The organism is Polaribacter sp. 2305UL8-11 (genome assembly GCF_058147165.1).
The window spans coordinates 40,710-65,799 of the sequence record NZ_JBYVJW010000009.1; the positions used below are offsets into that span (position 1 = coordinate 40,710).

Here is a 25,090-nt window from a genome sequence, read left to right on the forward strand (position 1 = left end):
TCAATAATATTGTTCTTTATTTATGACTAAAAATATTTTTCTTTTATTCTTTTTTTATTCCTTTTTTGGATTTTCTCAATCTAATGAATATCAATTTAAGCACCTATCTACGTTTGAAGGTTTATCGCAAAGTTCTGTAATTGCTATAGAGCAAGATTCGTTTGGACAAATGTGGTTTGGAACCAGAGATGGTTTGAATAAATATGATGGGAATTCTTTTACTGTATATAGAAATACAAGCGATCCTACTTCTATAAATAACAACGATATTTTATCGATTTTAGAAGATTCTGATGGTTTTATTTGGATTGGAACGTATAATGGATTGAATAGATACAACCCAAAAACAGATAGCTTTAAACGTTATTTTCATACAAATGATGGTAATTCTTTAAGCAACAATACCATTTGGACAATTACAGAAATGCAAAATGGAGAAATTTGGTTTGGAACTTCAAACGGACTCTCTATTTACAATAAAACTACGGATTCATTTACGAATGTTTACAATCAAAAGAACAATTTAAAAAGTATTTCTGGAAACGAAATAAGAACAATTTTAGAAGCAAAAAATGGAGATATTTGGGTTGGTACAACTTCAAGTTTAAGTAAGTTTATTGAAAATAAAAACGGATATTTTTCTTTTGAAAATTACATTAATTTTAAAGATGATTACATTCCTTTATATATTCAGGATTTAGTTGAAAATGAGAAGGGAGAAATTCTAATCGCCTCTAAAAAGAATGGCGTTTTATTCTTAAATCCTGTCACTAATAAAATTGAGAATTATTTATCAGAAGAAAACAGCAAACTTGTTTTTAAAGATGTTAGGAATTTGGTTTTCGACAACAAAGAATCACTTTGGATAGGAACATACCAAGGATTAAATGTTTTAGATAATAACAATAAATTATCTGTTTTAAAAAACAAAGAATACGATTCTAAAAGCCTAAGTAAAAATACCATCAAATCTATTTTTAAAGATAAAAAAGGCTCTATTTGGATTGGAACTTATTATGGAGGAATTAATTTTTGGGACGATGCAAATGTGAACTTTACTAATTTTTCGCAAAATAATAGAAATGAAAAATTGAGTTATAATGTAGTTAGTTCCATTCAACATTACAAAAACTTGTTGTTTTTTGGGACTGAAGGTGGAGGAATTACCATTTATAATAAAAACAATAACACCACTAAATTTATCAAACTAAAAGAATATCCTACTTTATCTAATAATAATATTAAATCGCTTTTAGTAGTTGATAAATATTTATTTATTGGTACTTTAGATAGTGGAATTGCAGTTTATGATATTGAAAATAATCGTTTTAAAAACGATTATATTTCAAAAGAAATTTCGGAAAAATTAAAACCTTTAGGAGTTTATGCCATAAAAAAAGGAGTAAATAATTCCATTTGGATTGGAACTTTTGGAGAAGGTATTTTTAAATATAATTTAGATTCTAAAAAGTTTACTTCTTTTAAGAATGATTTAAAAAATGATACTTCTCTAAGCAATAATTTAGTAAGAACCATAACTTTAGACTCTAAATACAATACTTGGGTTGGTACGCAAAGAGGTTTAAATAAAATTGACAATTCGCAAAAAATTACACGTTTTTTTTACAATAACGAAGTGCAATCTGGAGATGATATTACTTCTATCTTTGAAGATATTTCGAATGTAATTTGGGTGGGTACAAAATCTAAAGGACTTTTTAAATACGTTAATAATACCTTTGTTAATGTTCCTTTAAAATTAGAAAATGGGTTTGTAACAACCATTCATAGCATTTTAGAAGACGATAAAAAAAATCTTTGGATTTCTTCCAATGAAGGAATTTTAAAATACAATATCAACACAGAAACAAGTATTGTTTACAACCAAAAAGATGGTGTAGTTAGTAATGAATTTAATGACAATGCTAGTTTAAAAATAAATGCTACACAGTTCTATTTTGGTGGTCCAAATGGAGTTACTTCTTTTAATACCAATTCTTTTATGGTGAATAATTATTCGCCACAAGTATTGATTACAGATTTTAAAGTAAAACAAAACAATGCCAATAAAAAAGAAACTGTTTTAGAAAAAACCACTTTTTTTACAGATAAAATTACGTTGGCTCATAATCAAGGAAACTTTACGCTTCAGTTTGCAATTCCTAATTTTATCAGTTCTAATAACAATAGCTATAAATACCGATTAAAAGGTTTGGAAGAAGAATGGACAACCACTTCTAATAATACAGCTTCTTATACAATTCAAAATTCTGGAGAGTATGTTTTTGAGGTAAAAGGTGCAAATAATGATGGTATTTGGAACAAAAATCCAACCACCATCAACATAAATGTAAAACCTGCTCCTTGGAGAAGTTGGTGGGCGTTTTTGCTATATGCAATTATTATTGCGACTGCTTTGTACTTTTTAATATCTATTCAGCAATCTAAAACACGTTTAAAACACAAGCTAGATTTAGAGCTTTTAGAGAATGAAAAAATTGAAGAAGCAAACAAAGCAAAACTGGAGTTTTTTACCAATATTTCTCATGAATTTAGAACGCCTTTAACTTTAATTTTAGGTCCTTTAAATCAAATTTTACAAGATTATAAAGGCAGTAGTAAAATGTATAAAAAATTATTAGTTGTAGAAAATAGCGGAAAACACTTGTTACAATTAATTAATAGATTAATGGATTTTAGAAAATTAGAAAAAAATCTATATCAACTAGAAACAGCAGAAGGAAACATTGTTAAGTTTTTACAAGAAATTTATTTATCATTTACAGAATATGCCAATGATGGTGATTACGAATATACGTTTCATACTACAGATGATGAGATTCTGGTGTATTATGATCGTTATAAATTAGAGCGTGTTTTTTACAATTTAATTTCGAATGCCTTTAGATATACACCAAAAAATGGTAAAATTTCTATCCGTGTAAAAAAACAAGAAAACAATATTGTAATTTCTGTAGAAGATAATGGAATTGGGATTTCAAAAGAAAATCAAGCAAAGATTTTCGAACGTTTTTTCGAAATAAAAAATGAATCTGCAGCACATAAAAATTACAACAAAGGAACAGGAATTGGTTTGTCTATAGCCAAAAACATTGTAAAACTTCACAGAGGAAAAATTGCTGTTAAAAGTAATAAAAACGAAGAAGGCTCTGTTTTTTCAGTAACATTGCTTTTAGGAAGAGCACATCTTTCTGACGATGAAATTATTAAAGACTTTAAATTTAGTGATGATGTTTCTCAATATGTAATCCAACCAAACAAACCAATTATTTTTGAAGATGAGTTAATAGATGCTATAAACGATAAAGATAAACCAACCATTTTACTGGTAGAAGACAGTAAACCTTTGCGTAAGCTTATGAAAAGTCTTTTAAAAGAAAACTACAATATTTTAGAAGCAGAAAATGGAAAAATAGCCGTAAAAATGGCACAAAAATACTTGCCAAACTTAATTGTGAGTGACGTAATTATGCCAGTTATGGTGGGTACAGAATTGTGTACAGAAATTAAAAACAATATAAAAACGAGTCATATTCCAGTAATTTTATTAACCTCAAGATCTTCGTTAATTTACAAATTAGAAGGTTTAGAAAGTGGCGCAGACGATTATATTAGCAAGCCTTTTGATGTGAATGAGTTTCAAATAAGAATTAAAAATTTGTTACAAACATCTAACAGATTAAAAGAAAAATATGCTGGTGAAAACAACCTGAATCCGAGTGAAGTAATAATTTCTTCTTTAGATGAAAAGTTATACAAAAAAGCGTTGGAAATTGTAGAAAATAATATTTCTAACGAAGCTTTTGATATTCCTTTTTTCTGTTCAGAATTAGGAGTGAGTAGAACCATGTTATTCATTAAAATTAAAGCATGGACCAATTTTACGCCAAACGATTTTATTCAACATTTTAGAATGAAACGTGCAGCACAATTATTAGAACAAGGAAAAATAAATATTTCTGAAGTGAGTTACAAAGTTGGTTTTAAAAACCCAAAGTACTTTAGCAAGTGTTTTTTAAAGAAATATGGAGAAACACCCTCACAGTATGCAAATAAGTTTTCAGATTATTAATTAGTTAACAAACACCATTTTCTACTTTAAATATAAGGTTTTGGATGTTTGAGTACCCTTTTTGGGATTTCTGTAACTTCTATTTCTGCTAATTTTAGTGCATGAAAAAAAACGACGTTAAATTAACCCTACAAGAAATGTTGCTAATGGCAATTATTGTTTTAGGAAGTTTGGCGATGATTTATTTTTTTTAATTTTTAAATCTTATGTTAAAAAAATACTCTTTTATTTTATCGCTTTTGTTCTTTGGTTTTCTTACATCTTGTAAAACCGAAAAAAAGGATGTTTATAATCCAGAAAAAGCGTTGGAAAACAGATATGAAAAACTACTAAACTACATTCCAGATTCTTTGGCATTTCCAAGAAGTTATTCTGTGGTAAAAAATGAAATTAATAAAGTGCCTTCTAAAGATTGGACAAGTGGTTTTTATGCTGGAAATTTATGGCAGATTTATGAATTAACTAAAAATAATCAATACAAAGAATTAGCAAAAAAATGGACTGCTTTTATAGAGAAAGAAAAGTATAATGATAGAACTCATGATATGGGTTTTAAAATTTTTTGCAGTTTTGGGCAAGGTTTAAAGCATGAGGAAAATCAGCATTATAAAGACGTCATTGTAAAAAGTTCGCAAACCTTAATTTCGAGATATAATGATACTGTTGGGAGCATCCGTTCTTGGGATTTTAACAAAAAAAGATGGGATTTTCCTGTAATTATAGACAATATGATGAATTTAGAAATGCTTTTCGAGGCTACAAAAATTTCTAAAGATTCCACGTTTCATAAAATTGCTGTAAAACATGCAAATACTACTTTAAAAAATCATTTTAGATCAGATAATAGCTGTTTTCATGTGGTAGATTACAATCCTACAAATGGCGAAATCAGAATGAAAGTGACACACCAAGGTTTTAATGATGATTCAGTTTGGGCAAGAGGACAAGGTTGGGCCATTTATGGTTACACAATGACTTACAGATATACAAAAGACGAGAACTATTTGGCACAAGCAGAATCCACTGCAAATTTCTATTTGAATCATAAAAATTTACCAAAAGATGGCATTCCTTATTGGGATTTCGAAGATCCTGCAATACCAAATGCACCAAGAGATGTTTCTGCAGCAACTGTAATTTCTTCTGCAATGGTTGAGTTGTATCAATATACTAAAAATGAAAAATATTTAGACTACAGCAAAAAGGTAATCAACTCGTTAAAAAGTGAGGAATATATTTTAGAACCTACAATTAAAGCCCCATTTATATTAAAACACAGTACAGGTAATTGGCCTAAAAAAGACGAAATGGATGAGCCTATCGTTTATGGCGATTATTACTTTTTAGAAACTTTATTACGTTTGGATAATTTGAATAGATAAAGAGTTTCTCCTGCAAGGTCTTTTTTTTGACTTTGTAGGTATATAATAAACAACTAAAAAACACCTACAAGGTTTTTGAAACCTTGCAGGATTATAACAGAGATAAATATTATCAAAATATATGAAAACTAAACACTTAATCCAACCAAAATTATCAAACCTTATTCTCTTTTTTAGTTTGATATTCTTTTCTTTTTCTTGTAATTCTGATGAAAATACAACTACATCATCAGAAAGAACAAAAACCAACATCAACAAAAATTGGTTGTATTTAGAAAACGATACTCAAAATATTTCTGATGCGTTAAATATGGACAATTGGCAAGAAATAAACTTACCTCATTCTTGGAATAGTTTAGATGCTACAGATGTTGTGCCTGGTTACAGAAGAAGTGGAAGTTGGTACAAAAAAGAGGTGGAAATTTCTAACATCAACTCAAATGAGATTTACGAATTGTATTTTGAAGGCGTAAATATTACTTCAGAAATATTTGTAAATGGAAACAAAGTAGGCAGTCATATTGGAGGTTATATTGGTTTTACCATTGATATTTCTGGTGAAATAAAAGCTGGAAAGAACGAGATTGTAGTTAGAGCAGATAATAGTTACGATCCAGAAATCATTCCATCACAAAAAAGTGATTTCTTTATTTTTGGTGGAATTACAAGAGACGTTTGGTTGCAAACAAAACCCAAAGCACACCTAGCAAATCTAAAATATACAACACCAAAAGTATCTAATGAAAATGCAACTTTAAAAGGAACAGTTGCTGTTGTAAATGGAGATGATTCATCAAAAGTAAAAGTGGCTTTATTAGATGCTGATGGAAAAACAGTTGTAGAAAAAGAATTTTCAGTTACTGATAATTCAGCAAAAATAATTTTTGATAATATTTCGAATCCTAAATTATGGGATACAGAAAACCCTAATTTATATACCATTGAAGTGGCTCTTTTATCAAAAGAAAAAACGATAGATAAAATTTCTGATAAAGTTGGTTTTAGATGGTTTGAATTTAAAGAATATGGAGCTTTCTTTTTAAACGGAAAACGCTTGTTGTTAAGAGGAACTCATAGGCATGAAGAACATGCTGGAGTTGGTGCTGCAATGACAAATGCCCAACACAGAGCAGATATGGAACTCATTAAAGAAATGGGCACCAACTTTGTACGTTTGGCACATTATCCACAAGATCCAGAAATTTACAAAGCTTGTGACGAGTTGGGTTTATTGGTTTGGGACGAATTACCTTGGTGTAGAGGTGGTGTTGGAAACGATAATTGGAAAGAAAACACTAAAAATATGTTAACAGAAATTATCGCTCAAAATTACAACAGACCAAGTATAGTAATTTGGTCTTTAGGTAACGAAATGTATTGGTTGCCAGATTTTGAAGATGGTGGAAATAAGACAAAATTGAGTGCCTTTTTATCAGAAATTAACGATTTAGCGCACAAATTAGATCCAACAAGAAAAACAGCTATCAGAAAATATTATGAAGGTGCAGATATTGTAGATGTTTTTTCGCCATCCATTTGGTCTGGTTGGTATTCTGGTTCTTATAAAAGTTACCAAAAAGCGATTGATCAATATAAAAAGGAATACAAATCTTTCTTGCATGCAGAATATGGAGGTTCCAGTCATGTTGGTAGGCATACTGAAAATCCAATTACTGGAGAAGGAAAAATACAAGCTGATGGTTGGGAAGAAGCTATTGTGCAAACAGATGTTGCCAACATTGCTCAAATAGGAGATTGGAGCGAAAATTACATTGTAGATTTATTTGATTGGCATTTAAGAATTTCGGAAAATGACGACACTTTTGTGGGTAATGTGCAATGGGCTTTTAAAGATTTTGGTACGCCTTTAAGACCAGAAAATGCGATTCCTTATATGAATCAGAAAGGTTTGGTAGACAGAGCTGGAAACAAAAAAGATGCCTTTTATGTGTTTAAAAGTTACTGGAGTAAAGAGCCTTTTACCTACATAGAATCTCATACGTGGACAGAAAGACAAGGCCCAAAAGGTTTGGCGAGAGATATAAGCGTATATAGTAATTGCCCAGAAGTAGAATTGTCTTTAAATGGAAAAAGTTTAGGAACAAAAATGAGAAATACCAAAGATTTTCCTGCTGCAGGTTTAAATTGGAATTTACAATTTAAAGAAGGTGAAAACATATTAATTTCTAAAGGAAAAACTTCGGATGGAAAAACTGTAAAAGACGAATTAAAAATTAATTACAGATTTACCAAAAACGGAAAAGCAAAAGGCTTAAAACTATCTTACAAAGAGTTAGAAAACGGAAACTATTTAGTAACTGCAATTGCACATGATGCTAAAGGTTTACGTTGCTTAGATTACGAAGACAGAGTGTATTTCCAATGTATGTCTGGAGGAGAAACCATGAAAAGTTTAGGAACACCAACAGGAAGTGAATCTATAGAAATGGCTAATGGAAAAGCGTCTATAGAAGTAAAAAGAAACTCAAAAGACAGACCTTTAGTAATGATGGTTTTAAACCAAAGTTTTAAAGGAACGTATTTAACTATTGAGTAGTTTAATTGATTATTAAAACGTTGAAATCCCATTCTTATAAATAAGTTTGGGATTTTAATTTCTAACTAGGTGTATAAAATTATCTAGTTGAGCGCAGTCGAAACCTAAATCCCTCTTAAAAATGAAAGAAACACTCTACTTTATATGTTTTGTTATAATACTTTCCAGTTGTAAAAAAGAACATAAATTCAATGTAATTGAAGCTGAAAAAGGACGTGTTTTAAAAAATGCTGAACAATTTCTAACTTCGAAACCAATAACAGTTACTGCAAATATTGCTAAAAGAAGTGCAGGAAACCAACATGACTTTTATTCTGAAGGTGATTACTGGTGGCCAAATCCAAAAGATTTAGAAGGCGCTTACATCAGAAAAGATGGATTGACAAATCCTGATAATTTTACAGCACATAGAAAAGCAATGATTCGTTTGTGCAACATTGCTGGAAGTTTGGGATCTGCTTACAAAATTACAAATGATGAAAAATATGTAGAAGCTTTGCTTCCGCATTTAAAAGCTTGGTTTGTAAATGAGGAAACCAAAATGAATCCAAATTTATTATATGCACAAGCCATAAAAGGTAAAGTTACAGGACGTGGAATTGGCATTATTGATACACTTCATTTAATAGAAGTGGCTTTGGCAATTAAAGCGATTGAAAACTCAAAAACAATAGATACAAATGATTTAATAGCGATTAAAAATTGGTTTGCAGAATATTTGAACTGGCTAACAACGCATAAATTTGGCGAAAAAGAAAAAAATAATGGCAATAATCATAGTACTTGTTGGGGGTTGCAAGTGGCTGTTTTTGCGTATTTGGTTGATGATAAAAATCAATTAGAAAATTGTAGAAATTTTTATAAAAATACATTATTACCCAGTCAAATGGCTTTAGATGGTAGTTTTCCAAAAGAAACTGCAAGAACAAAACCTTATGGATATTCTTTATTCAATTTAGATGCTATGGTTAGTTTGGTGCAGCTTTTATCAACAGAAAATGAGAACCTTTTCAATTACAAAACCAAAGATGGAAAAAGCATTCAATTAGGAATGAAATTTTTATATCCATTTATTAAAAATAAAGAAGATTGGCCTTATCAAAAAGATGTAATGTATTGGAACAATTGGCCTATAAAACAAGCCTCACTATTGTTTATAGGTTTAAACTCTAATGAAGAAAAGTACTTAGAACTCTGGAAATCATTAAAATATGATGAAAATACTCCAGAAATTGTAAGAAATACCATTGTTAAGAATCCTGTTTTGTGGGTAAAATAATTTTAATTGTACAAAGTTTAATTTTTAAAAAACTGTAATTGTACAAATCCTGTAGAATAATTGTTCTAAAATTGTAAATATTTTTTTCTAGTTAAAAATCTGGTTAACCATTATTGTATCTAGTAACTTTAGCTTTTATCACTATAAAATCAACACTTTACAAATACTTTTGCTGAACTTTTAATTGCCTAATTCTACCTATTTTGAAAAAGCAAAACGTAATTAAATTTTACGTCAGGCATTTTTTTTATAACCTTAAAACTTTTTTAAAATGAAAACAAACACAAAATTTACAGCTTTGATGGCCACATTATTTTTAATTGTATTCTCTTTCTCTTCATGTACAACAGAAGAATTAAATGAAATAGATACTGATGTTATAAATACCAACGAATTACAAGAGAATGAAATTTTAAGCAAATGTTCCAAAAAACCTTATGCTTGGTTACAAGGTAAATATGGCACAAACAATGTTAACTGGAAAGTGCAATACCCAAGTGGTTCTTCTGCAAAAACAGCTTACAGATGGAAATCTCCATCTCCATATTTTAAAGATATTTCTTCAAGTAGATTTGAAATGGTAGGAAGTTCTTGTAATAGATTGCGTTTTAGAGTTGATGGAGATGATCCTACTTCAGGAAATTCGCCAAATCCAAGATGTGAACTAAGAGAGCGTACCAAAAAGAAATCAGGTTCAAACGCTGATAAAGATGCAGGTTGGAACACTAATAGAAGCGACTATAAAGAGCTAATTTTTAAAGCAAAAGTAACTGCTGCACCTTCTAGCAGTGGATCTAGTTTAGTAATTGCACAAGTTCATTCTGGTGGAAAAGGAGGAAGTGATACAGCAGTTATAAAAGTTAAAAAATCTAACGGAAAATTTAAATTATTACTTTCTGGTGGGGGTATTTCTGGTGATGTTACTTTAGATTCTGATTTAAAAATTAATAGTGAAATTTTTAATATTACAATGCGTGTTTGGAGTAATAAGGTTAGAGTAAAACATAATGGTACTTGGAAAAACAATGGGAAATCTATACAGTCTGCTTATAGAACATCTACCACATATTTTAAAGCAGGAACTTATTTACTTAGTGCAAATAATAATGAACAGGGTAAAGTTGAATTTTATGATCTAAAATTAAATAAATACGAGAGTTATTAATTAAAAAGAGCCTAGACACTTTTATTTTGTGTTTAGGCTTTTAAATTTAATTGTTTAGCTTTTTAGTTAAAGTTTTTTTTGACTAAACTCTGAAATGCAAAAAAAATAACTTATTTTAATTAAACACTAATTTAGTGTTTTCTATTAGGTGTTGACAACTGTTGTTTATTTTCGTTTTTATTTGATATTTTCAAACTCAATTTTATTCCAATTAATAAACCAATTCCATAAATAAATAATAAAATACTTTCTTTGTCAAACTTCTGATGAAAAACTCCAGTAAAAAGAATATTAATAATTCCAGAAATTATAAACCAATACCCTATAAATTGGAAAAAATTCAAGATTTTTGATGAATTTAAAGAAAGAGGATTTTCATTCCAATTAGGTTTTTTGAATTCAATTCCGAACCAACCCCAAAATTTAGTTATAAATACTAAAAATAAAATTACAAAGACAAGAATCATAATACTCATACCTAATATTTCAGAGTTACTTAAAAAATCTAAATCTTCTCTAACTTTAAACAGAATTAAAGGTAAAATGCTTGTCAGTAAAATTAGAAAACTTTTGATTTTTCCTATTTTATTCCAATTTTTTATTTTGGTTTTGTAAAATATGATTGAAGAATATTTTTTAATACCGATTTTTTTCAGCTTTTCAAATTTTGAGTGAGTAATTAGTTGCTAACTCATATTATAACAACTAAATAACCAAAAATACAAAAACTATAAAAAAAAGTTTAAAGTAATTATAAAAAAAAACCTTTTAAGTTTTTAAATAGAAATAAATCTAACATAAGAACGTAAAGGGTTTATAATTTTAAATAAAAAGTTTACTCTTTTTTCAACCCAATGCTACCAATCTCATTATTTTCTTTTAATAATGGCGATTTTTTACTCGGTATAAACAATGTATCATCATCCCATTTTGGGTTTTTGTATAAGACATTTTCCTTTTTTGCACCTTTACTAACTTTTACAAAACCACTATCATGTAATAAACAATTTTTTATAAAGTTGAATCTCCCTTTTAATTCTACAGGCGTTTTTATACGATAACTATTGTCAAAAACTGTATTTGTAATTTCTACTGCATGAATTCCGTTTGTTTTTAAAATTTTACCTTTTTCTTGATTAAAAACTTCACTAAAAACACAGTTTTTGATAACTAATTTTCCTCCAGGAATATCTTCTGCAGGCGTTTTTCTAATATAATTTACAGCTGCTTCTTCAATATTTTTAAAAACAGTATTTTCTAAAAGAATAACATTAGCATTATAAAAACCCATAATATCTTTATCATAAGATAAGTTTAAGCCTCTGTAACTATTCTCAAATCGAGAATTTTTAAAACTTAAAGTATCTGCTTTTGTGCCATTATACGCTTTAAATATTGACCCTCCATCTTTATTTGTAAAGTTTATAAAAACTACATTGTCTACAAATAAATTATAGAGACCACTTTCTTTTTTGTCTGGAGATACAATTGCGTATTTAGGACTAGAATTTTCGCCATCTATAATTACATTACTTAAATTTAAATGGGCGCCTTCGTTTAAACGAAATAAATAGGTAAAGGATTTATTCAAATCTTTTTTTACGGATAGGATAGAAGCACCACCTTTGTCTCCAATTATAGAAATTTTATTAGAAATTTTAATACTTTTTTCTAAAATATATTCTCCTGTTTTTAAGCGAATAATAGAGCCTGGTGTAGCTTTACTTACTGCTTTTCTTAATGTTTCTAGACCTGGTTCTACAGTAATTTCTTTAGGTTTTATAGCAGGTGTAACAATTTTTGGTTTCCAACCTGGACCTGCTCTTAATAATAGAGCTTTTGGTAGTTTTTTTGCATCTAAATTAAATGCACCAACATTATAAGTACTTCTAATAGTTTTGGTAATATCTTCTTGTGGACTTTTATCGTTTTTAGAAGCAATTAATAAATCAGCATTGTTGGCAGTAGGTATTGGAAAACTTTGAATTTCTTTCCAGTTTATTTTGGCGGTTTTAAAACCTTTTTCGCTACTCCCTTTTGCATCTATATAATTATTTTTAAAGTTGATATCAGAAGATTCATCAACAAAAATTACATTTTCTGTAGATGTATTATGATATACTAAGTTGTTCGAAAAATTTACGTTCTTAGGCGCTAAACTTTTCTCATCATCTTTACCTTCTCCAAAAGAAATAGGACCAGAATTGATAATAGTATTGTTCTGGATATCTACATTTTTAACCTGTTCGTATCTATTAAGTGGTGAATTTGGTACTCCATTCATTAACACAATTGGACCTCTGTAACCATCTCCTTTTAAACCAATCATTAAGTTATTTCTAATGATATGCCCAGAATTTATAACTCTAATTCCACCAGTTTTGGCAACATTATTTCCTAAAAAAACGTTTCTTTCTACCAAAGCATTATCTCCATGTCTTAAGGTCAAAGCACCTTTGCTACCTACAAATAAATTGTCTCTAAAAATATTATCTCCAGATTTGTTAGAAATAATTTCTATTTCTCCATCACAACCTGCAAAAACATTTCTTTCTACTAAAGTTTTAGAAGATTTTTTAGAGTTTGTACTGGTTCCTATTCTTATGGTTTCTCCACCATTAATACCTAATTCTGGTCTTGCACCAAATAAATTATTATCTATTTTATGATTATTTTCTATATGTTCTTCGCCTTTTAGCCAAACTACTAAAGTAGTTCCAGGACTTAATTTTCCTGTAAAATTATTATGATCTACTCTGTTATTTTTTCCCCAAATATCTACCCAATGATCTTTAATTCCGTCTTTTACATTGTAATAAGAAATGGTAGAATTTGTAAAACGACAATGATTTGCAAAAGTTTTAGAATTTTTTCGAAACTGAACCACAGAGTTGTAAGAAGAATCACCATCTTTAAACCACAAACCACTTACAATTACATATTCTCCATAAATATTTAAGGTAGAATTTCCAGAAATAATTACTTCTCCTGGTGTTTCTGCTTTTACTATAATTGGAGCATCTTCTGTTCCATTTCCATAAGCGTTTAGTTTTACATCTTTCCAAATTCCGTTTTTTAAAACGATTATTGTTCCATGTTTTGCAGCTTTTATAGCACTATTATAAGCTGTAATATTGGAAACTAAAACCTCTTGGGCATTTGCAAGAATTGAAAGAGTTATTATGAATAAGAAAACTATTTTTTTCATGAAAATGATTTTATATATTATGATATTACTAATTTAATCAAAAAGCGAACCAATTGTGTCATTTCCAATTTCTGAAAGTTTAATTATAAATTATTTTGAACCTAAAAAGTACTTTTTAAGATGTAAAAGGAATAATTTACAATTAAAAAATTGGTTTACCAATTTGGTAAACCAAATATATAAAAGTTATTTTAAATTTAAGAATAGATGTAAAGAATTAATAGAAATAAAAAACCTCGAAATTACAATTTCGAGGTTTTAAAAAATTTTAAATTTTTGTTTGATTTAAAAATTGTAATTCAAACCAAATAGCCAAAAAGATTGTAATTTGTTATCAGCAGCATCTAAAGCTACTCCCTGAGAATTTGCAGCCTCTTGTTTATTGTCTCTTAAACCAAATTCGAAACCTAAACCTATACCTTTCCAAATTGTGTACCCAAAAGAGTTTGTCCAAGTCCAATTAGATAAATTAGAATCTTTATAACTTTGGAAAACAGATAAGTTAGATTTTACACTAATTTTGTTGTAGCTAGCAGTATAATCTGCCACAACTTTAGCACCAGGAGAAGAACTAAAAATATTTTCTCCTTTTGCAAAAACAACATTATAGTTGGCTGGGTGTATAACTACAACTAATCTTTCTGTTGGTGTCCAAGTAAAACCAATACCAAGATCTAAAAATCCAGGGTTATTAAAATTATCTATAATCGTGGTTCTATATTCTCCTAAAGCAGATAAAGCCCATTTTTTGTTTAATCTTTTACCATATAAAGAAGAAATTGTAAAAACATCTGATGCAGTTTCAAAATCTTCATCTCCAGAAACAGATTTATCATCTAATTTAACCCAACCTAAATTAATTGCTGCAGAGTTTCTCCAGAAAAAATCATCTTCAATTAAATTGGCAAAACCATTAACTGTAATACCAATATTACCTGCAGAAGCATTTGGTGCGTTTCTAGAATACCAATTATTAAAACCAGATAAACTAGCTCCAATTGTACCAAAAGCCCCTTTTCTCCAACCAGGAAGTGCATCTATTTTTGCTTGTAAGCTTTTAGCTTCTCCTTCTAATTTAGAAATTTCTCCTTTTTTTTCTTTTAATTCTTTTTTTAGTTCTTCTGATGTTTGTGCGTTTACAGAAAAACTAATACATACCAATAAAAATAAGATTGATAATTTTTTCATTTTAATATAATTTTGTTTTAAGCGTGCAAAAATACACTTTTCTTTCTTAGACAATAAAAGTTTTAATAAGTCACTTTTTGATGAAAACTATAATTAACACCTAAACCAAATAGCTGTCTAAATTGGATTCTACTTGAAGAATTATCATCCATAATAGTATGAAAGGTCATTTGCATTTTTATATGCTTATTTACTTTAAATCTAATATTGGTTTGATAATCGATATCTACATTGCCAACATTGGCTAAATAATCAGAATAAAGGGTTAAAATATTTTCCATTTCTACATTTTCCATTAAAGATAATTTATAGTAGCCAGATAAATTAAAACCCAAACCAAAGGCAGTATTTCTTCCTTCCTCTACACCAAATTTACCTGAAAAGAAATCATTAACAAAAGTGTATCTAGCAGTTGCAGGAGCTATGTTTATATTTAAATTATCCGATTTTTTCCATAACATTCCAGGACCAAAAGTTAAATAAGCTGGAGAGAAAAATTCTGAAACTAATGTTTTAGGTTCCGTTTTATAATTAAAACCTTTTGTATACTGAGTTCTAAAGTTACCAATAAAAGAGAAAAACCAATACGTAGTTGTTTTTATACCTAATAAGGTATTAAATTCAAATCGATCATCTGTTTTTCTAAAACCTTTGTCACCAATATGACTTAAACCATAACCAGTTATTATTCTACTATCCCAGTTAACATTTTCTTTTTTGTAATTAAAATCATAATTAATATTGATGTTTCCTGCAACTGTATTTTGTCCACCAGAAGCCCAATTAGAAAAAGAAGATTGGTTAAAAATAAATGCAAATCTTCCGTGAATTTTCCATTTAGGGGTAGGTAATGTATCTTTTTTCTTTTTTTGAGAATAAAAGAGCGTAGTAGAAAAAAATAATAAAAGAAGTAAAAGTCTTCTCATCTTTAAAATTATCAGACAAAAGTAATCATATCTACAAAGTAATAAAACTATTTTTTAGATTTGTAAAGAGGTACAGTAGAACAAGCTTCTCCAAACATAATAGACTTTACAATAGGTTGTAATTTTGCTATTAAAAAAGAAAAAGCAGCATTTGGTATAGGTTTATTAGCACAACCTTTTATAATTACTGGAGCGTCTGTAAAATCTCTAAAATCTACAAATTCTAACAATTCTTGATACAAAACAGTTTCTAACAATTCTAAATTTCCGATAACAACTTTGTTTGCGAAAGGAGTTAACTCTGAAGCCACCAACATAAATGCCCAAGAAGGAATAATAGCATCTACAGAACAAGTAATTGCTACAAATTTATTTTTGTATTGGGACCAGTCATGGTTTTTAACCAACACTCTAAAATCTCTTTCTTTTAAAATAAGTTCTTGAAACAACCAGTCTTTAATATCAAACAATACTCTTTCTCCTTCAGGATAAATTTCCTCAAGATCAAAGGTTTTTAGTTTGCTACTTGATACTCTATTTATAATTTCTTCTGCCATTTTTTATAATTAGTTTCAAAGTTTCAAAGTTGAGATTTCTCCTATCGTCGAAATGACAGTCATTAGAATTTTTTAGTTTTGAATACTGAATACTGCCAACTAACTTTAAAGCATTCCTAATTCTAACTTCGCTTCTTCACTCATCATTTCTTGAGTCCAAGTTGGGTCGAAAGTAATTTCTACTTCACACTCATTAATTTCTTTCAAAGATTTTACTTTATCTTCTACATCTCTTGGCAAACTTTCTGCAACTGGACAGTTAGGAGATGTTAAAGTCATTAATATTTTTGCGTTGTTTTCATCAGAAACAAAAACATCGTAAATTAAACCCAATTCGTAAATATCTACTGGAATTTCTGGATCGTAAATGGTTTTTAAAACCCTTACAATTTTATCTCCTATTTCTTCTAATTCTTTATCTGTCATTTTTAAAATCTTAATTTGTTAACCTAGTTTGTTGTGCAATGGCATACATTTTAATATGCTTAATCATAGACACCAAACCATTTGCTCTTGTTGGCGATAAATGTTCTTTCAATCCAATTTCATCAATAAAATCTGTATTGGCAGTTAATATATCTCCTGGTTTTTGATTCGAATAAACGCGCAACAACAATGCCACAATTCCTTTTGTTAAAATGGCATCACTATCTGCAGAAAATTTTACCTTATCATTATCTAATTCAGAAAATAACCAAACTTTAGATTGGCAACCTTTAATTAAATTTTCATCCAATTTGTTTTTATCATCAATAATAGGTAAAGATTTTCCAAGTTCTATAATGTATTCATAACGTTCCATCCAATCATCAAACATAGAAAACTCGTCAATAATTTCTTCTTGTATTTCTTTGATAGTCATTTTTAAAACTTATTTTTGCGGTTTACAAAAAGCTTTTTGCAATTATCGTGCAAAATTACGCATAAAATATAAGAAATGAGTAAATTATTAGCAGTTGGTACAGTAGCTTTTGATGCTATTGAAACTCCATTTGGTAAAACTGATAAAATATTAGGTGGTTCTGGAACTTTTGTTGGTTTAGCAGCATCTCAATTTGGAGTAGAAACAGGAGTTGTTTCTGTGGTTGGAGGAGATTTTCCAGAGTCTTATTTAAAAATGATGAATTCTAAAGGGATTAATACTGATGGAATTGAAGTTGATAAAAACGGAAAAACATTTTTCTGGAGCGGAAAATATCATAATGATATGAATTCGAGAGACACTTTAATAACAGAATTAAATGTGTTAGAAACCTTTACACCAGTTGTGCCAGAAAGTTTTAAAGATGCAGGCATTGTTATGTTGGGTAATTTACATCCGTTAACACAAGCATCTGTTTTAGATCAAATGAACAAAAGACCAAAATTAGTTGTTTTAGATACAATGAATTTTTGGATGGACATTGCTTTAGCAGATTTGCATACTGTTTTAAAAAGAGTAGATGTAATTACCATTAATGATGAAGAAGCGCGCCAATTATCAGGAGAATATTCTTTGGTAAATGCAGCTAAGAAAATTCATGAAATGGGGCCAAAATATGTGGTGATTAAAAAAGGAGAACATGGAGCTTTATTGTTTAATGAAGGAAATATGTTTTTTGCACCAGCTTTACCATTGGCAGAGGTTTTTGATCCAACAGGAGCAGGAGATACATTTGCAGGAGGTTTTTGCGGCTATTTAGCAAAAACAGAAGATATTTCTTTTGAGAATATGAAAAATGCCATTATTTACGGTTCTAATTTAGCATCGTTTTGTGTAGAAAAGTTTGGTACAGAACGCATGCAAGAGCTTACAAAAGAAGAAGTTAAAAAGCGATTACAAGCTTTTAAAGAATTAACACAATTTGACATAAAAATGTCTTAATTTTAATCCGCGGTTTTTTGCTGCGGATTTTTTTTTTTACAACAACACAACAATAAATACAAAATACCAATGAGTGACGCTATTAAACACGAATGTGGAATTGCACTTGTTCGATTAAAAAAACCTCTACAATTTTATAAAGATAAATACGGTTCTGCTTTTTACGGAATTAATAAAATGTATTTATTAATGGAAAAACAGCACAATCGTGGTCAAGATGGAGCTGGTTTTGCAAGTGTAAAATTTAATGTAGAACCAGGTACAAGATATGTAAGTAGAGTTCGCTCTAACCAATCACAGCCAATTCAAGATATTTTTGCACAAATAAACGAACGTTTAAATGGTGTTTTAGAGCAAAATCCTGATAAAAAAGACGATGTAAAATGGCAAGAAGAAAATATGCCATACATTGGAAATCTATTTTTAGGTCATGTACGTTATGGAACTTTTGGTAAAAATAGTATAGAAAGTGTGCATCCGTTTTTGCGTCAAAGTAACTGGAAACATAAAAATTTAATTGTTGCTGGTAATTTTAATATGACAAACTCTAACCAAATGTTACAAGAATTGGTAGAGTTGGGTCAGCATCCAAAAGAGTTTACAGATACTGTAACTGTTATGGAAAAAATTGGCCATTTTTTAGAAGATGAAGTTGGTAAATTGTATCAAAAAGCAAAGAAAAAAGGATTTAATAAAAAAGATGCATCACCTTACATAGAAGAAAAATTAAGCTTAAAAAAAGTATTAAAAAGATCTTCTAAAAATTGGGATGGTGGTTATGCTATGGCTGGTTTAGTTGGTCATGGAGATGCTTTTGTATTACGTGATCCTAATGGAATTAGACCTACCTATTTTTACGAAGATGATGAGGTTGTAGTAGTTGCATCAGAAAGACCAGTAATTCAAACTGTGTTTAATGTGCCTATCGAAAAAGTGAAAGAATTAGATAGAGGGCATGCTTTAATCATTAAAAAAAATGGGCAAACCTCTATTAAATTAGTAAACGAACCACAAGAAAAATTATCTTGTTCTTTTGAGCGTATTTATTTCTCAAGAGGTAGTGATGCTTCCATTTATGAAGAGCGTAAAAATTTAGGAAAATATGTGTTTCCTCAAATCTTAAAATCGATAGATTCCGATATTTCTAACACAGTATTTTCTTACATACCCAATACAGCAGAAACCTCATTTTATGGAATGACAGAAGCTGCAGAAGATCTTCTTAATCAGCAAAAAACTGAAAAAATATTAGCTGGAGGGAAAAATTTATCAGCAGAAAAGGTTACAGAAATTTTGTCTGAAAGACCTCGTTTTGAAAAAATTGCGATTAAAGACGCAAAACTAAGAACTTTTATTGCAGATGATAATAGTAGAGACGATTTGGTAGAACACGTTTACGATATTACTTATGGTGTTGTAAAACCTACTGATAACCTTGTTATTATTGATGATAGTATTGTAAGAGGTACTACTTTAAAGAAAAGTATCATCAGAATTTTAGATAGATTAAACCCTAAAAAAATAGTGGTGGTTTCTTCTGCTCCTCAAATTCGCTATCCAGATTGTTACGGAATTGATATGGCAAGAATTGATGCTTTTATTGCTTTTAAAGCTGCAATAGAGTTGTTAAAAGAAACCAATCAATACAATATTGTAGACGAAGTTTACAAACAGTGTAAAGCACAACAATCTAAAGAAGATAGCGAGATTGTAAATTATGTAAAAGGGATTTATAAACCATTTGCTGCTGAGCAAATTTCTGACAAAATCGCTCAAATGTTAAAAACAGAGGATATTAAAGCAGAGGTTGAGGTTATTTATCAATCTATAGAAGGCTTGCACAAAGCATGTCCAGATAATTTAGGAGATTGGTATTTTACAGGAAATTATCCAACACCAGGAGGAATGCGAGTTGTAAACCAAGCATTCATCAACTTTTACGAAGGAAATGACAAAAGAGCTTATTAATAAGCTCTTTTTTTTATCTTTAGCAAATGAGATTTTATTTGCAAATTTTATTCATTTTTATCTTTGGATTAAATTTCTACGCGCAAAATTCTAAAATAGAGTATTTTAAAATTGATAGTGATAAATCTACAATTGATAAGCAATATGTTTTTAGTGAAAAATCTTTTTTGTCTGATATCGATTTTGTTTTAAAAAACGATACTGTTTTTAAATCATACCACAAACCTTTTGTTAATTTAGGCATCTATAACAAACGTCATTGGATTAAAATTCCTCTTTATAATAATTCTAAAATTACTGATTTTGTTTATGAATTTAACCAAACCAATATAGATTCTATTACGCTGTATTTGGTTAAAAATAAAAGAGTTTTAAAGCAATTTAAACCAAAAGGACTTCATTTTGAGAAAAATAATAAATCTGCTTTTTTACAGAACAGATATGCTTATGTATATAATATTCATATTCCAAAACAAGACTCTATTATAGTATATGTAAAAGCAAATGTTTTTGATGATTCTTTTAAAACAATGAATGTTTTATGGAGCAAAGACAACTATAAAAATAGAGAAAGAGAAATAAAAATACGCTCTACATACTTAGTAGTTTTCTTAGGTATCGTTTTTTTAATCATTTTACTTTCTTTGGCAATGCTTTTTTTTACAAAGCAAAAATTATATTTTTATTATATAGGATTTCTTGTTGTGGTTTTTTTACAGATTACTGGAGTTCGATATTTTATTTCTCCTATTATCATAGAAAATACGTTGTTTTTTGGTAATAATTTTGAAGAGATGTTAGGCTTTTTAGTCATTTTTTTTGTGATGCACTATACAGACAATTTCTTAGCCTTAAAAGAGTATTATCCTAAAGTCTCTAAGATTACAAAATATGGAGCTAACTTTTCTTTAATCATATTTTTCTTAGCACTTTTTTTAAGAAAATACGAATGGTTTTATTCATTTTCCTATATTTTTTCAAAACTATTTCTTCTTATTATAAGTGTAACCCTATACTTTTTTGCTTATAAACTGGCACGTAAAAAAAGTTTAATGGGGTATTACTTTTTAATTGCTTATGCTCCACTAATGTTATTTATGGGACATTTTATTTTAACAGCTATGAAACTTACAAACTCCTACAATCCTTTAGAATGGGAGTTTGTAATTTTTATAGAAATTATAGTATTAACTATAGCAATGGCTCATAGATATTTTTTAATGATGAAACAAAATTCTGATTATCAAAAAATGATTATCAAAGAGCAAGAAAGAGGAATACAGGCTATGATAGATGCACAAGAAACAGAAAGAAGTAGAATAGCAAGAGAATTGCACGATGGTGTTGTACAACAAATTGGGAGTGTTATTTTAAAATCTAGAAACATACTTTCTAAAATGAATTTGCTACAAACCAAAGAATCTCAAGAATTATTAGAAAGTTTAGAAAACTCGAATAAAGATTTAAGAACCATTTCTCATCAAATGATGCCAAGGGCTTTAAAAGAATTAGGTATTCTATCGGCTTTAAACGATTTGTTAGAAAACAGCTTAGGTTTTACTAAAATAGCATATACTTTAGAACATTTTAATATAGAAAAAAGGCTTCCTCAAAAAATAGAAATTACCATTTACAGAGTTGTACAGGAGTTAATCAATAATATTCTTAAACATAGTAAAGCAACAGAAGTTAGTGTACAATTGTTTAATTCTAATAATACGATTATATTAATAATTGAAGATAATGGAGTTGGTTTTACTTCAAATAAAAGCAAAAAAGGAATTGGTTTGTTAAATATTTCTAGCAGATTAGATATGGTAAATGGCGATGTAAATTTTGAACCAAGTCCTAAAAGTGGTACATTAGTAACAATAAAAATTCCATTAACATAATGCCAATAAAAATTTTGATAGCAGATGATCATCCTTTAATTGCAGAAGGCATAAAAAACACTTTTGAGAACCAAGAAGAGTTTCAAGTGGTTGCTGTTGTAAATAATGGTAAAGAAGCCATCGAATTTATTGAGCAGCATTTAGTAGATATTGCCTTGTTAGATATTAATATGCCCATTATAGATGGCATAGAATGTGCAAAAAAAATAACTTCAGACTTTAAAGATATCAAGGTTGCAATGCTGTCTATGTATCAAGAATCTTCAATCATAAAAAGTTTGATAGATATAGGTGTAAAAGGGTATATGCTAAAAACCATACCAAGTGAAGAACTTTTATTGGCAATTAAAAATATCTTTAATGGTAAAGAATATTTTAATGCAGATGTAACAAAAGCATTACTTTCTGATGATGCTTCCACATTTCATAAATACAAAAAAAAATCTCCACTTTTAGAAGAACTAACTACAAGAGAAAAAGAGATTATTAAATATATTTCTCAAGGTAATACCAATATTCAAATAGGAGAAAAATTGTTTATTAGTCCAAGAACAGTAGATACACATAGAACCAATATTATGCGAAAACTAGATATAAATAATGTAGCTTCGCTCATAAGATTTGCTTTTCAAAACGGATTAACTTCATAAAACTACGGTATTCTACGTAGTCATTTACGTACAACACTCTATTTTGTAAAATAACACTTCATCCTACTTTTGGAGTGTTAATTCATCATATCCTAAAGTGTAAAAATATTTTATAAAACAGTATCCTTTCACATTCTTTTTAGGATGAATTAACAACAGATAGGATGCTGTTTTTTTGTTAAAAACTTACATTATGAAGAAAATTACATATTTCTTAGTTGTTTATTTAGTATCACTATCAATCCAAGCACAAACTTGGACAAAATTAAAGTTGCCAGAAACTGGTAAAGCAGTAGAAGATATTTATGAAGATGCAAATGGTAATTTATTTGCCTTAACTACCCAAGGATTATTTAAAAGTGTAGATAAAGCAGCAAACTGGACTTTGTTAGATAGAAACATGGAGGGTAATCGCATTTTATTAGCTACAAATAATCGAGATGTTTGGGTTAGTGGAGATGGAATCATCAAATACAATGGCTCTAGTTCAGGCCAACAAGATAGTAATATTGTTGGCAATCCATCAGTTATGGCAGCATTAAGTGATGGTAAAATTATAAGTATTACTAAAGAAGGAACAACCATTTTTAATAGCAAACATTTTTTGAATACTTCTATAGATAATGGAGCAACTTTCAGTAAAAATAATAATGTTACAAATATTTTACTTAAAACAAATGTTCGAGCAGAATTGATGGTAAAGAAAAACGATGACATTTTTTATTTAGGAGCTGATAAGAATTTATATAAATCTACAGATAAAGGAGCAACTTTTACAGCTATGGGTGCAGTTATAACATATACAAATAAAAATAATAGTTTGTATTTAGATAAAGAAAAAAACGCTTTTTATGCTTTGTGGGGTAGTTCTAATGCAAAAGATGTGAGAAAATCTACAGATGATGGAGCAACTTGGACAAAATTGAACTCAAGCAAAATTTGGGGTGCAGATAATATTGTAGCAAAAAACGATATTGTCATTATTCACGGTTCTTTTACTTTTCTTTATTCTACTGATGGTGGAGCAACTTTTATAGATAAGAAGAGCCTTTTTGAATCTGGTAATTTCCCAGAAAAAGTATTAATAACTTCAGAAGGAAAAGTATTGGCAACCAATATTAAAGAAAATGCCATTCTTGAACTAGATATGGCTAATGATACAAAAGTATTAAGAACAAAAGGATTAGATTTTACCAGCCCCAAAGGAATTTCTTATAATGGAACACGTCTTGCAGTATGCTTAAATGGCTATGCACATTATACAGATGACAATGGAAACAGTTGGAAACAATTAAAAGGAGAAGGCGCTTTTGCAGGAAATACTTATGTTGCTAAAAATGGTAAAGTCTATACTGCTAGTAGTAAAAACGGCACTTGGAATGGAGTTTTTGTCCAAGATGAAACAGATGATTCTATGAAAGCTGTTACTGCAGATGTAGGTAGTGTATGGAATATGAGAAGCATGTTTGAAGATGATAATGGAAATATCTATTGCCTTAGTAATTCAAATGGTTTGTACAAATCTACAGATGGAATGAACTTTACACAAATGGCTAATGCACCTTTTGATAATTTAAACGATATGACAATGTGGTTTGATGAAGGGCTAAAAAGAATCTATGCAATTGTTTCTGGAGAAGCTCATTATTCTGATGATTATGCTATTACTTGGACAAAAGGAACACCTCCAGCAGTAGCTCAAAACGTTTTTTTTAAAGGAAATGGAGGTATGTGGACGTTTGCTAACAATGGGACATTTTCAGAAACAGGTTTTTATTTTTCTACTGATTTAATGAGTTGGACAGGTCCAAATAAAACTAATATTCCTTTTGATCAAAGATGGGATGAACCTGTTCAAGGAAATTTAGGCGTACTATATAGAGCACATAAAGATAATGCTTCTAAAGGAGGTACTGTATTAGAATCTAAAGACAATGGTGTAACTTGGAGTTCTTATGCAGATGGTTTAGATACTGTAAAAGGCTATGGATTTAATGGAGGAAGTAAAGGAGTACCTTGGATAGAAATTTTAGCCTCTAATGATAAATTAATTTTAGGTGCAGTTGGTTCAATTTATATCGCGAATCAAAGTACAAGCTTGTCTGTAGAAAATAATATATCTTCTTTAAATGTAAAAATGTATCCAAATCCAATCTCAGACATTTTAAATATTAAGGTTGATAATCAACAAATACAATCCATAAAAATATACTCTTTATTTGGTAAAGAAGTATTACGTTTTACCAGTAAAAATGGCATTAAAAACATTGATGTTTCAAATTTATCAACAGGAGTTTATTTATTAAAACTAAAAACAGAAATAGGGTTTTTTACCAAAAAAATTGTCAAAAAATAAGGCAA

The 25,090-nt window shown here is 29.0% G+C and carries 17 protein-coding genes; 10 read left to right on the plus strand and 7 right to left on the minus strand.

What is annotated here, in order from left to right:
- Nucleotides 1-22 precede the first annotated feature (22 nt).
- From ACY2RW_RS09670 to ACY2RW_RS09690, 5 genes are all read left to right on the plus strand, one after another.
- A complete protein-coding gene (locus tag ACY2RW_RS09670) occupies nt 23-4,093 on the plus strand; it encodes a hybrid sensor histidine kinase/response regulator (RefSeq protein WP_490122522.1) in 4,071 nt (1,356 codons plus the stop codon).
- A gap of 206 nt (nt 4,094-4,299) precedes the next feature.
- On the plus strand, nt 4,300-5,475 hold the full coding sequence (locus ACY2RW_RS09675) for a glycoside hydrolase family 88 protein (protein WP_490122523.1): 1,176 nt from the start codon (nt 4,300-4,302) through the stop codon (nt 5,473-5,475).
- Nucleotides 5,476-5,596: 121 nt separating this feature from the next.
- Entirely contained in the window at nt 5,597-8,032 is a 2,436-nt protein-coding gene (locus ACY2RW_RS09680) for a glycoside hydrolase family 2 protein (protein ID WP_490122524.1), read from the plus strand.
- 121 nt (nt 8,033-8,153) lie between these two features.
- Entirely contained in the window at nt 8,154-9,311 is a 1,158-nt protein-coding gene (locus tag ACY2RW_RS09685) for an alginate lyase family protein (protein ID WP_490122525.1), read from the plus strand.
- A gap of 271 nt (nt 9,312-9,582) precedes the next feature.
- Nucleotides 9,583-10,476, plus strand: a complete 894-nt coding sequence (locus ACY2RW_RS09690) for a polysaccharide lyase family 7 protein (protein ID WP_490122526.1) — start codon at nt 9,583-9,585, stop codon at nt 10,474-10,476.
- Nucleotides 10,477-10,607: 131 nt separating this feature from the next.
- On the opposite strand, the gene ACY2RW_RS09695 is transcribed toward ACY2RW_RS09690, so the two are convergent.
- From ACY2RW_RS09695 to ACY2RW_RS09725, 7 genes are all read right to left on the minus strand, one after another.
- Entirely contained in the window at nt 10,608-10,943 is a 336-nt protein-coding gene (locus ACY2RW_RS09695; RefSeq protein ID WP_490122527.1) for a hypothetical protein, read from the minus strand.
- A 368-nt stretch (nt 10,944-11,311) separates the two neighbouring features.
- A complete protein-coding gene (locus ACY2RW_RS09700; protein ID WP_490122528.1) occupies nt 11,312-13,684 on the minus strand; it encodes a polysaccharide lyase 6 family protein in 2,373 nt (790 codons plus the stop codon).
- A 285-nt stretch (nt 13,685-13,969) separates the two neighbouring features.
- Nucleotides 13,970-14,872 carry a DUF3078 domain-containing protein gene (locus ACY2RW_RS09705; RefSeq protein ID WP_490122529.1) on the minus strand — a complete coding sequence of 301 codons (903 nt, stop codon included), beginning with the start codon at nt 14,870-14,872 and terminating at the stop codon, nt 13,970-13,972.
- A gap of 62 nt (nt 14,873-14,934) precedes the next feature.
- Nucleotides 14,935-15,798 (minus strand): DUF3078 domain-containing protein, encoded by an 864-nt coding sequence (locus tag ACY2RW_RS09710; RefSeq protein ID WP_490122530.1) that lies wholly within the window; start codon nt 15,796-15,798, stop codon nt 14,935-14,937.
- Nucleotides 15,799-15,845: 47 nt separating this feature from the next.
- Nucleotides 15,846-16,355, minus strand: a complete 510-nt coding sequence (locus ACY2RW_RS09715) for a DUF2480 family protein (RefSeq protein WP_490122531.1) — start codon at nt 16,353-16,355, stop codon at nt 15,846-15,848.
- A 105-nt stretch (nt 16,356-16,460) separates the two neighbouring features.
- The gene (locus tag ACY2RW_RS09720; RefSeq protein ID WP_490122532.1) at nt 16,461-16,781 is read right to left on the minus strand and encodes an SUF system Fe-S cluster assembly protein; all 321 of its coding nucleotides are present in this window, start codon (nt 16,779-16,781) and stop codon (nt 16,461-16,463) included.
- 10 nt (nt 16,782-16,791) lie between these two features.
- A complete protein-coding gene (locus tag ACY2RW_RS09725) occupies nt 16,792-17,217 on the minus strand; it encodes a SufE family protein (protein ID WP_490122533.1) in 426 nt (141 codons plus the stop codon).
- Nucleotides 17,218-17,292: 75 nt separating this feature from the next.
- On the opposite strand from ACY2RW_RS09725, the gene ACY2RW_RS09730 reads away from it, so the two are divergent.
- From ACY2RW_RS09730 to ACY2RW_RS09750, 5 genes are all read left to right on the plus strand, one after another.
- The gene (locus tag ACY2RW_RS09730) at nt 17,293-18,219 is read left to right on the plus strand and encodes a PfkB family carbohydrate kinase (protein ID WP_490122534.1); all 927 of its coding nucleotides are present in this window, start codon (nt 17,293-17,295) and stop codon (nt 18,217-18,219) included.
- A gap of 69 nt (nt 18,220-18,288) precedes the next feature.
- Nucleotides 18,289-20,187 (plus strand): amidophosphoribosyltransferase, encoded by a 1,899-nt coding sequence (locus ACY2RW_RS09735; RefSeq protein ID WP_490122535.1) that lies wholly within the window; start codon nt 18,289-18,291, stop codon nt 20,185-20,187.
- Nucleotides 20,188-20,213: 26 nt separating this feature from the next.
- On the plus strand, nt 20,214-22,079 hold the full coding sequence (locus ACY2RW_RS09740) for a sensor histidine kinase (RefSeq protein WP_490122536.1): 1,866 nt from the start codon (nt 20,214-20,216) through the stop codon (nt 22,077-22,079).
- A complete protein-coding gene (locus tag ACY2RW_RS09745; RefSeq protein WP_490122537.1) occupies nt 22,079-22,729 on the plus strand; it encodes a response regulator in 651 nt (216 codons plus the stop codon). Before ACY2RW_RS09740 ends, ACY2RW_RS09745 begins: the two co-directional genes overlap by 1 nt.
- A 193-nt stretch (nt 22,730-22,922) precedes the next feature.
- Nucleotides 22,923-25,085 (plus strand): T9SS type A sorting domain-containing protein, encoded by a 2,163-nt coding sequence (locus ACY2RW_RS09750; protein ID WP_490122538.1) that lies wholly within the window; start codon nt 22,923-22,925, stop codon nt 25,083-25,085.
- Nucleotides 25,086-25,090: the final 5 nt, after the last annotated feature.

Excerpts from the sequence above, each read along its gene's own strand:
- ACY2RW_RS09685 (WP_490122525.1), top strand. The coding sequence starts at position 8,154 with ATGAAAGAAACACTCTACTTTATATGTTTTGTTATAATACTTTCCAGT.
- ACY2RW_RS09720 (WP_490122532.1), bottom strand. The coding sequence starts at position 16,781 with ATGACAGATAAAGAATTAGAAGAAATAGGAGATAAAATTGTAAGGGTT.
- ACY2RW_RS09725 (WP_490122533.1), bottom strand. The coding sequence starts at position 17,217 with ATGACTATCAAAGAAATACAAGAAGAAATTATTGACGAGTTTTCTATG.
- ACY2RW_RS09735 (WP_490122535.1), top strand. The coding sequence starts at position 18,289 with ATGAGTGACGCTATTAAACACGAATGTGGAATTGCACTTGTTCGATTA.
- ACY2RW_RS09680 (WP_490122524.1), top strand. The coding sequence starts at position 5,597 with ATGAAAACTAAACACTTAATCCAACCAAAATTATCAAACCTTATTCTC.
- ACY2RW_RS09705 (WP_490122529.1), bottom strand. The coding sequence starts at position 14,872 with ATGAAAAAATTATCAATCTTATTTTTATTGGTATGTATTAGTTTTTCT.
- ACY2RW_RS09740 (WP_490122536.1), top strand. The coding sequence starts at position 20,214 with ATGAGATTTTATTTGCAAATTTTATTCATTTTTATCTTTGGATTAAAT.
- ACY2RW_RS09675 (WP_490122523.1), top strand. The coding sequence starts at position 4,300 with ATGTTAAAAAAATACTCTTTTATTTTATCGCTTTTGTTCTTTGGTTTT.
- ACY2RW_RS09745 (WP_490122537.1), top strand. The coding sequence starts at position 22,079 with ATGCCAATAAAAATTTTGATAGCAGATGATCATCCTTTAATTGCAGAA.
- ACY2RW_RS09670 (WP_490122522.1), top strand. The coding sequence starts at position 23 with ATGACTAAAAATATTTTTCTTTTATTCTTTTTTTATTCCTTTTTTGGA.
- ACY2RW_RS09700 (WP_490122528.1), bottom strand. The coding sequence starts at position 13,684 with ATGAAAAAAATAGTTTTCTTATTCATAATAACTCTTTCAATTCTTGCA.
- ACY2RW_RS09730 (WP_490122534.1), top strand. The coding sequence starts at position 17,293 with ATGAGTAAATTATTAGCAGTTGGTACAGTAGCTTTTGATGCTATTGAA.
- ACY2RW_RS09690 (WP_490122526.1), top strand. The coding sequence starts at position 9,583 with ATGAAAACAAACACAAAATTTACAGCTTTGATGGCCACATTATTTTTA.
- ACY2RW_RS09715 (WP_490122531.1), bottom strand. The coding sequence starts at position 16,355 with ATGGCAGAAGAAATTATAAATAGAGTATCAAGTAGCAAACTAAAAACC.
- ACY2RW_RS09695 (WP_490122527.1), bottom strand. The coding sequence starts at position 10,943 with ATGATTCTTGTCTTTGTAATTTTATTTTTAGTATTTATAACTAAATTT.
- ACY2RW_RS09750 (WP_490122538.1), top strand. The coding sequence starts at position 22,923 with ATGAAGAAAATTACATATTTCTTAGTTGTTTATTTAGTATCACTATCA.
- ACY2RW_RS09710 (WP_490122530.1), bottom strand. The coding sequence starts at position 15,798 with ATGAGAAGACTTTTACTTCTTTTATTATTTTTTTCTACTACGCTCTTT.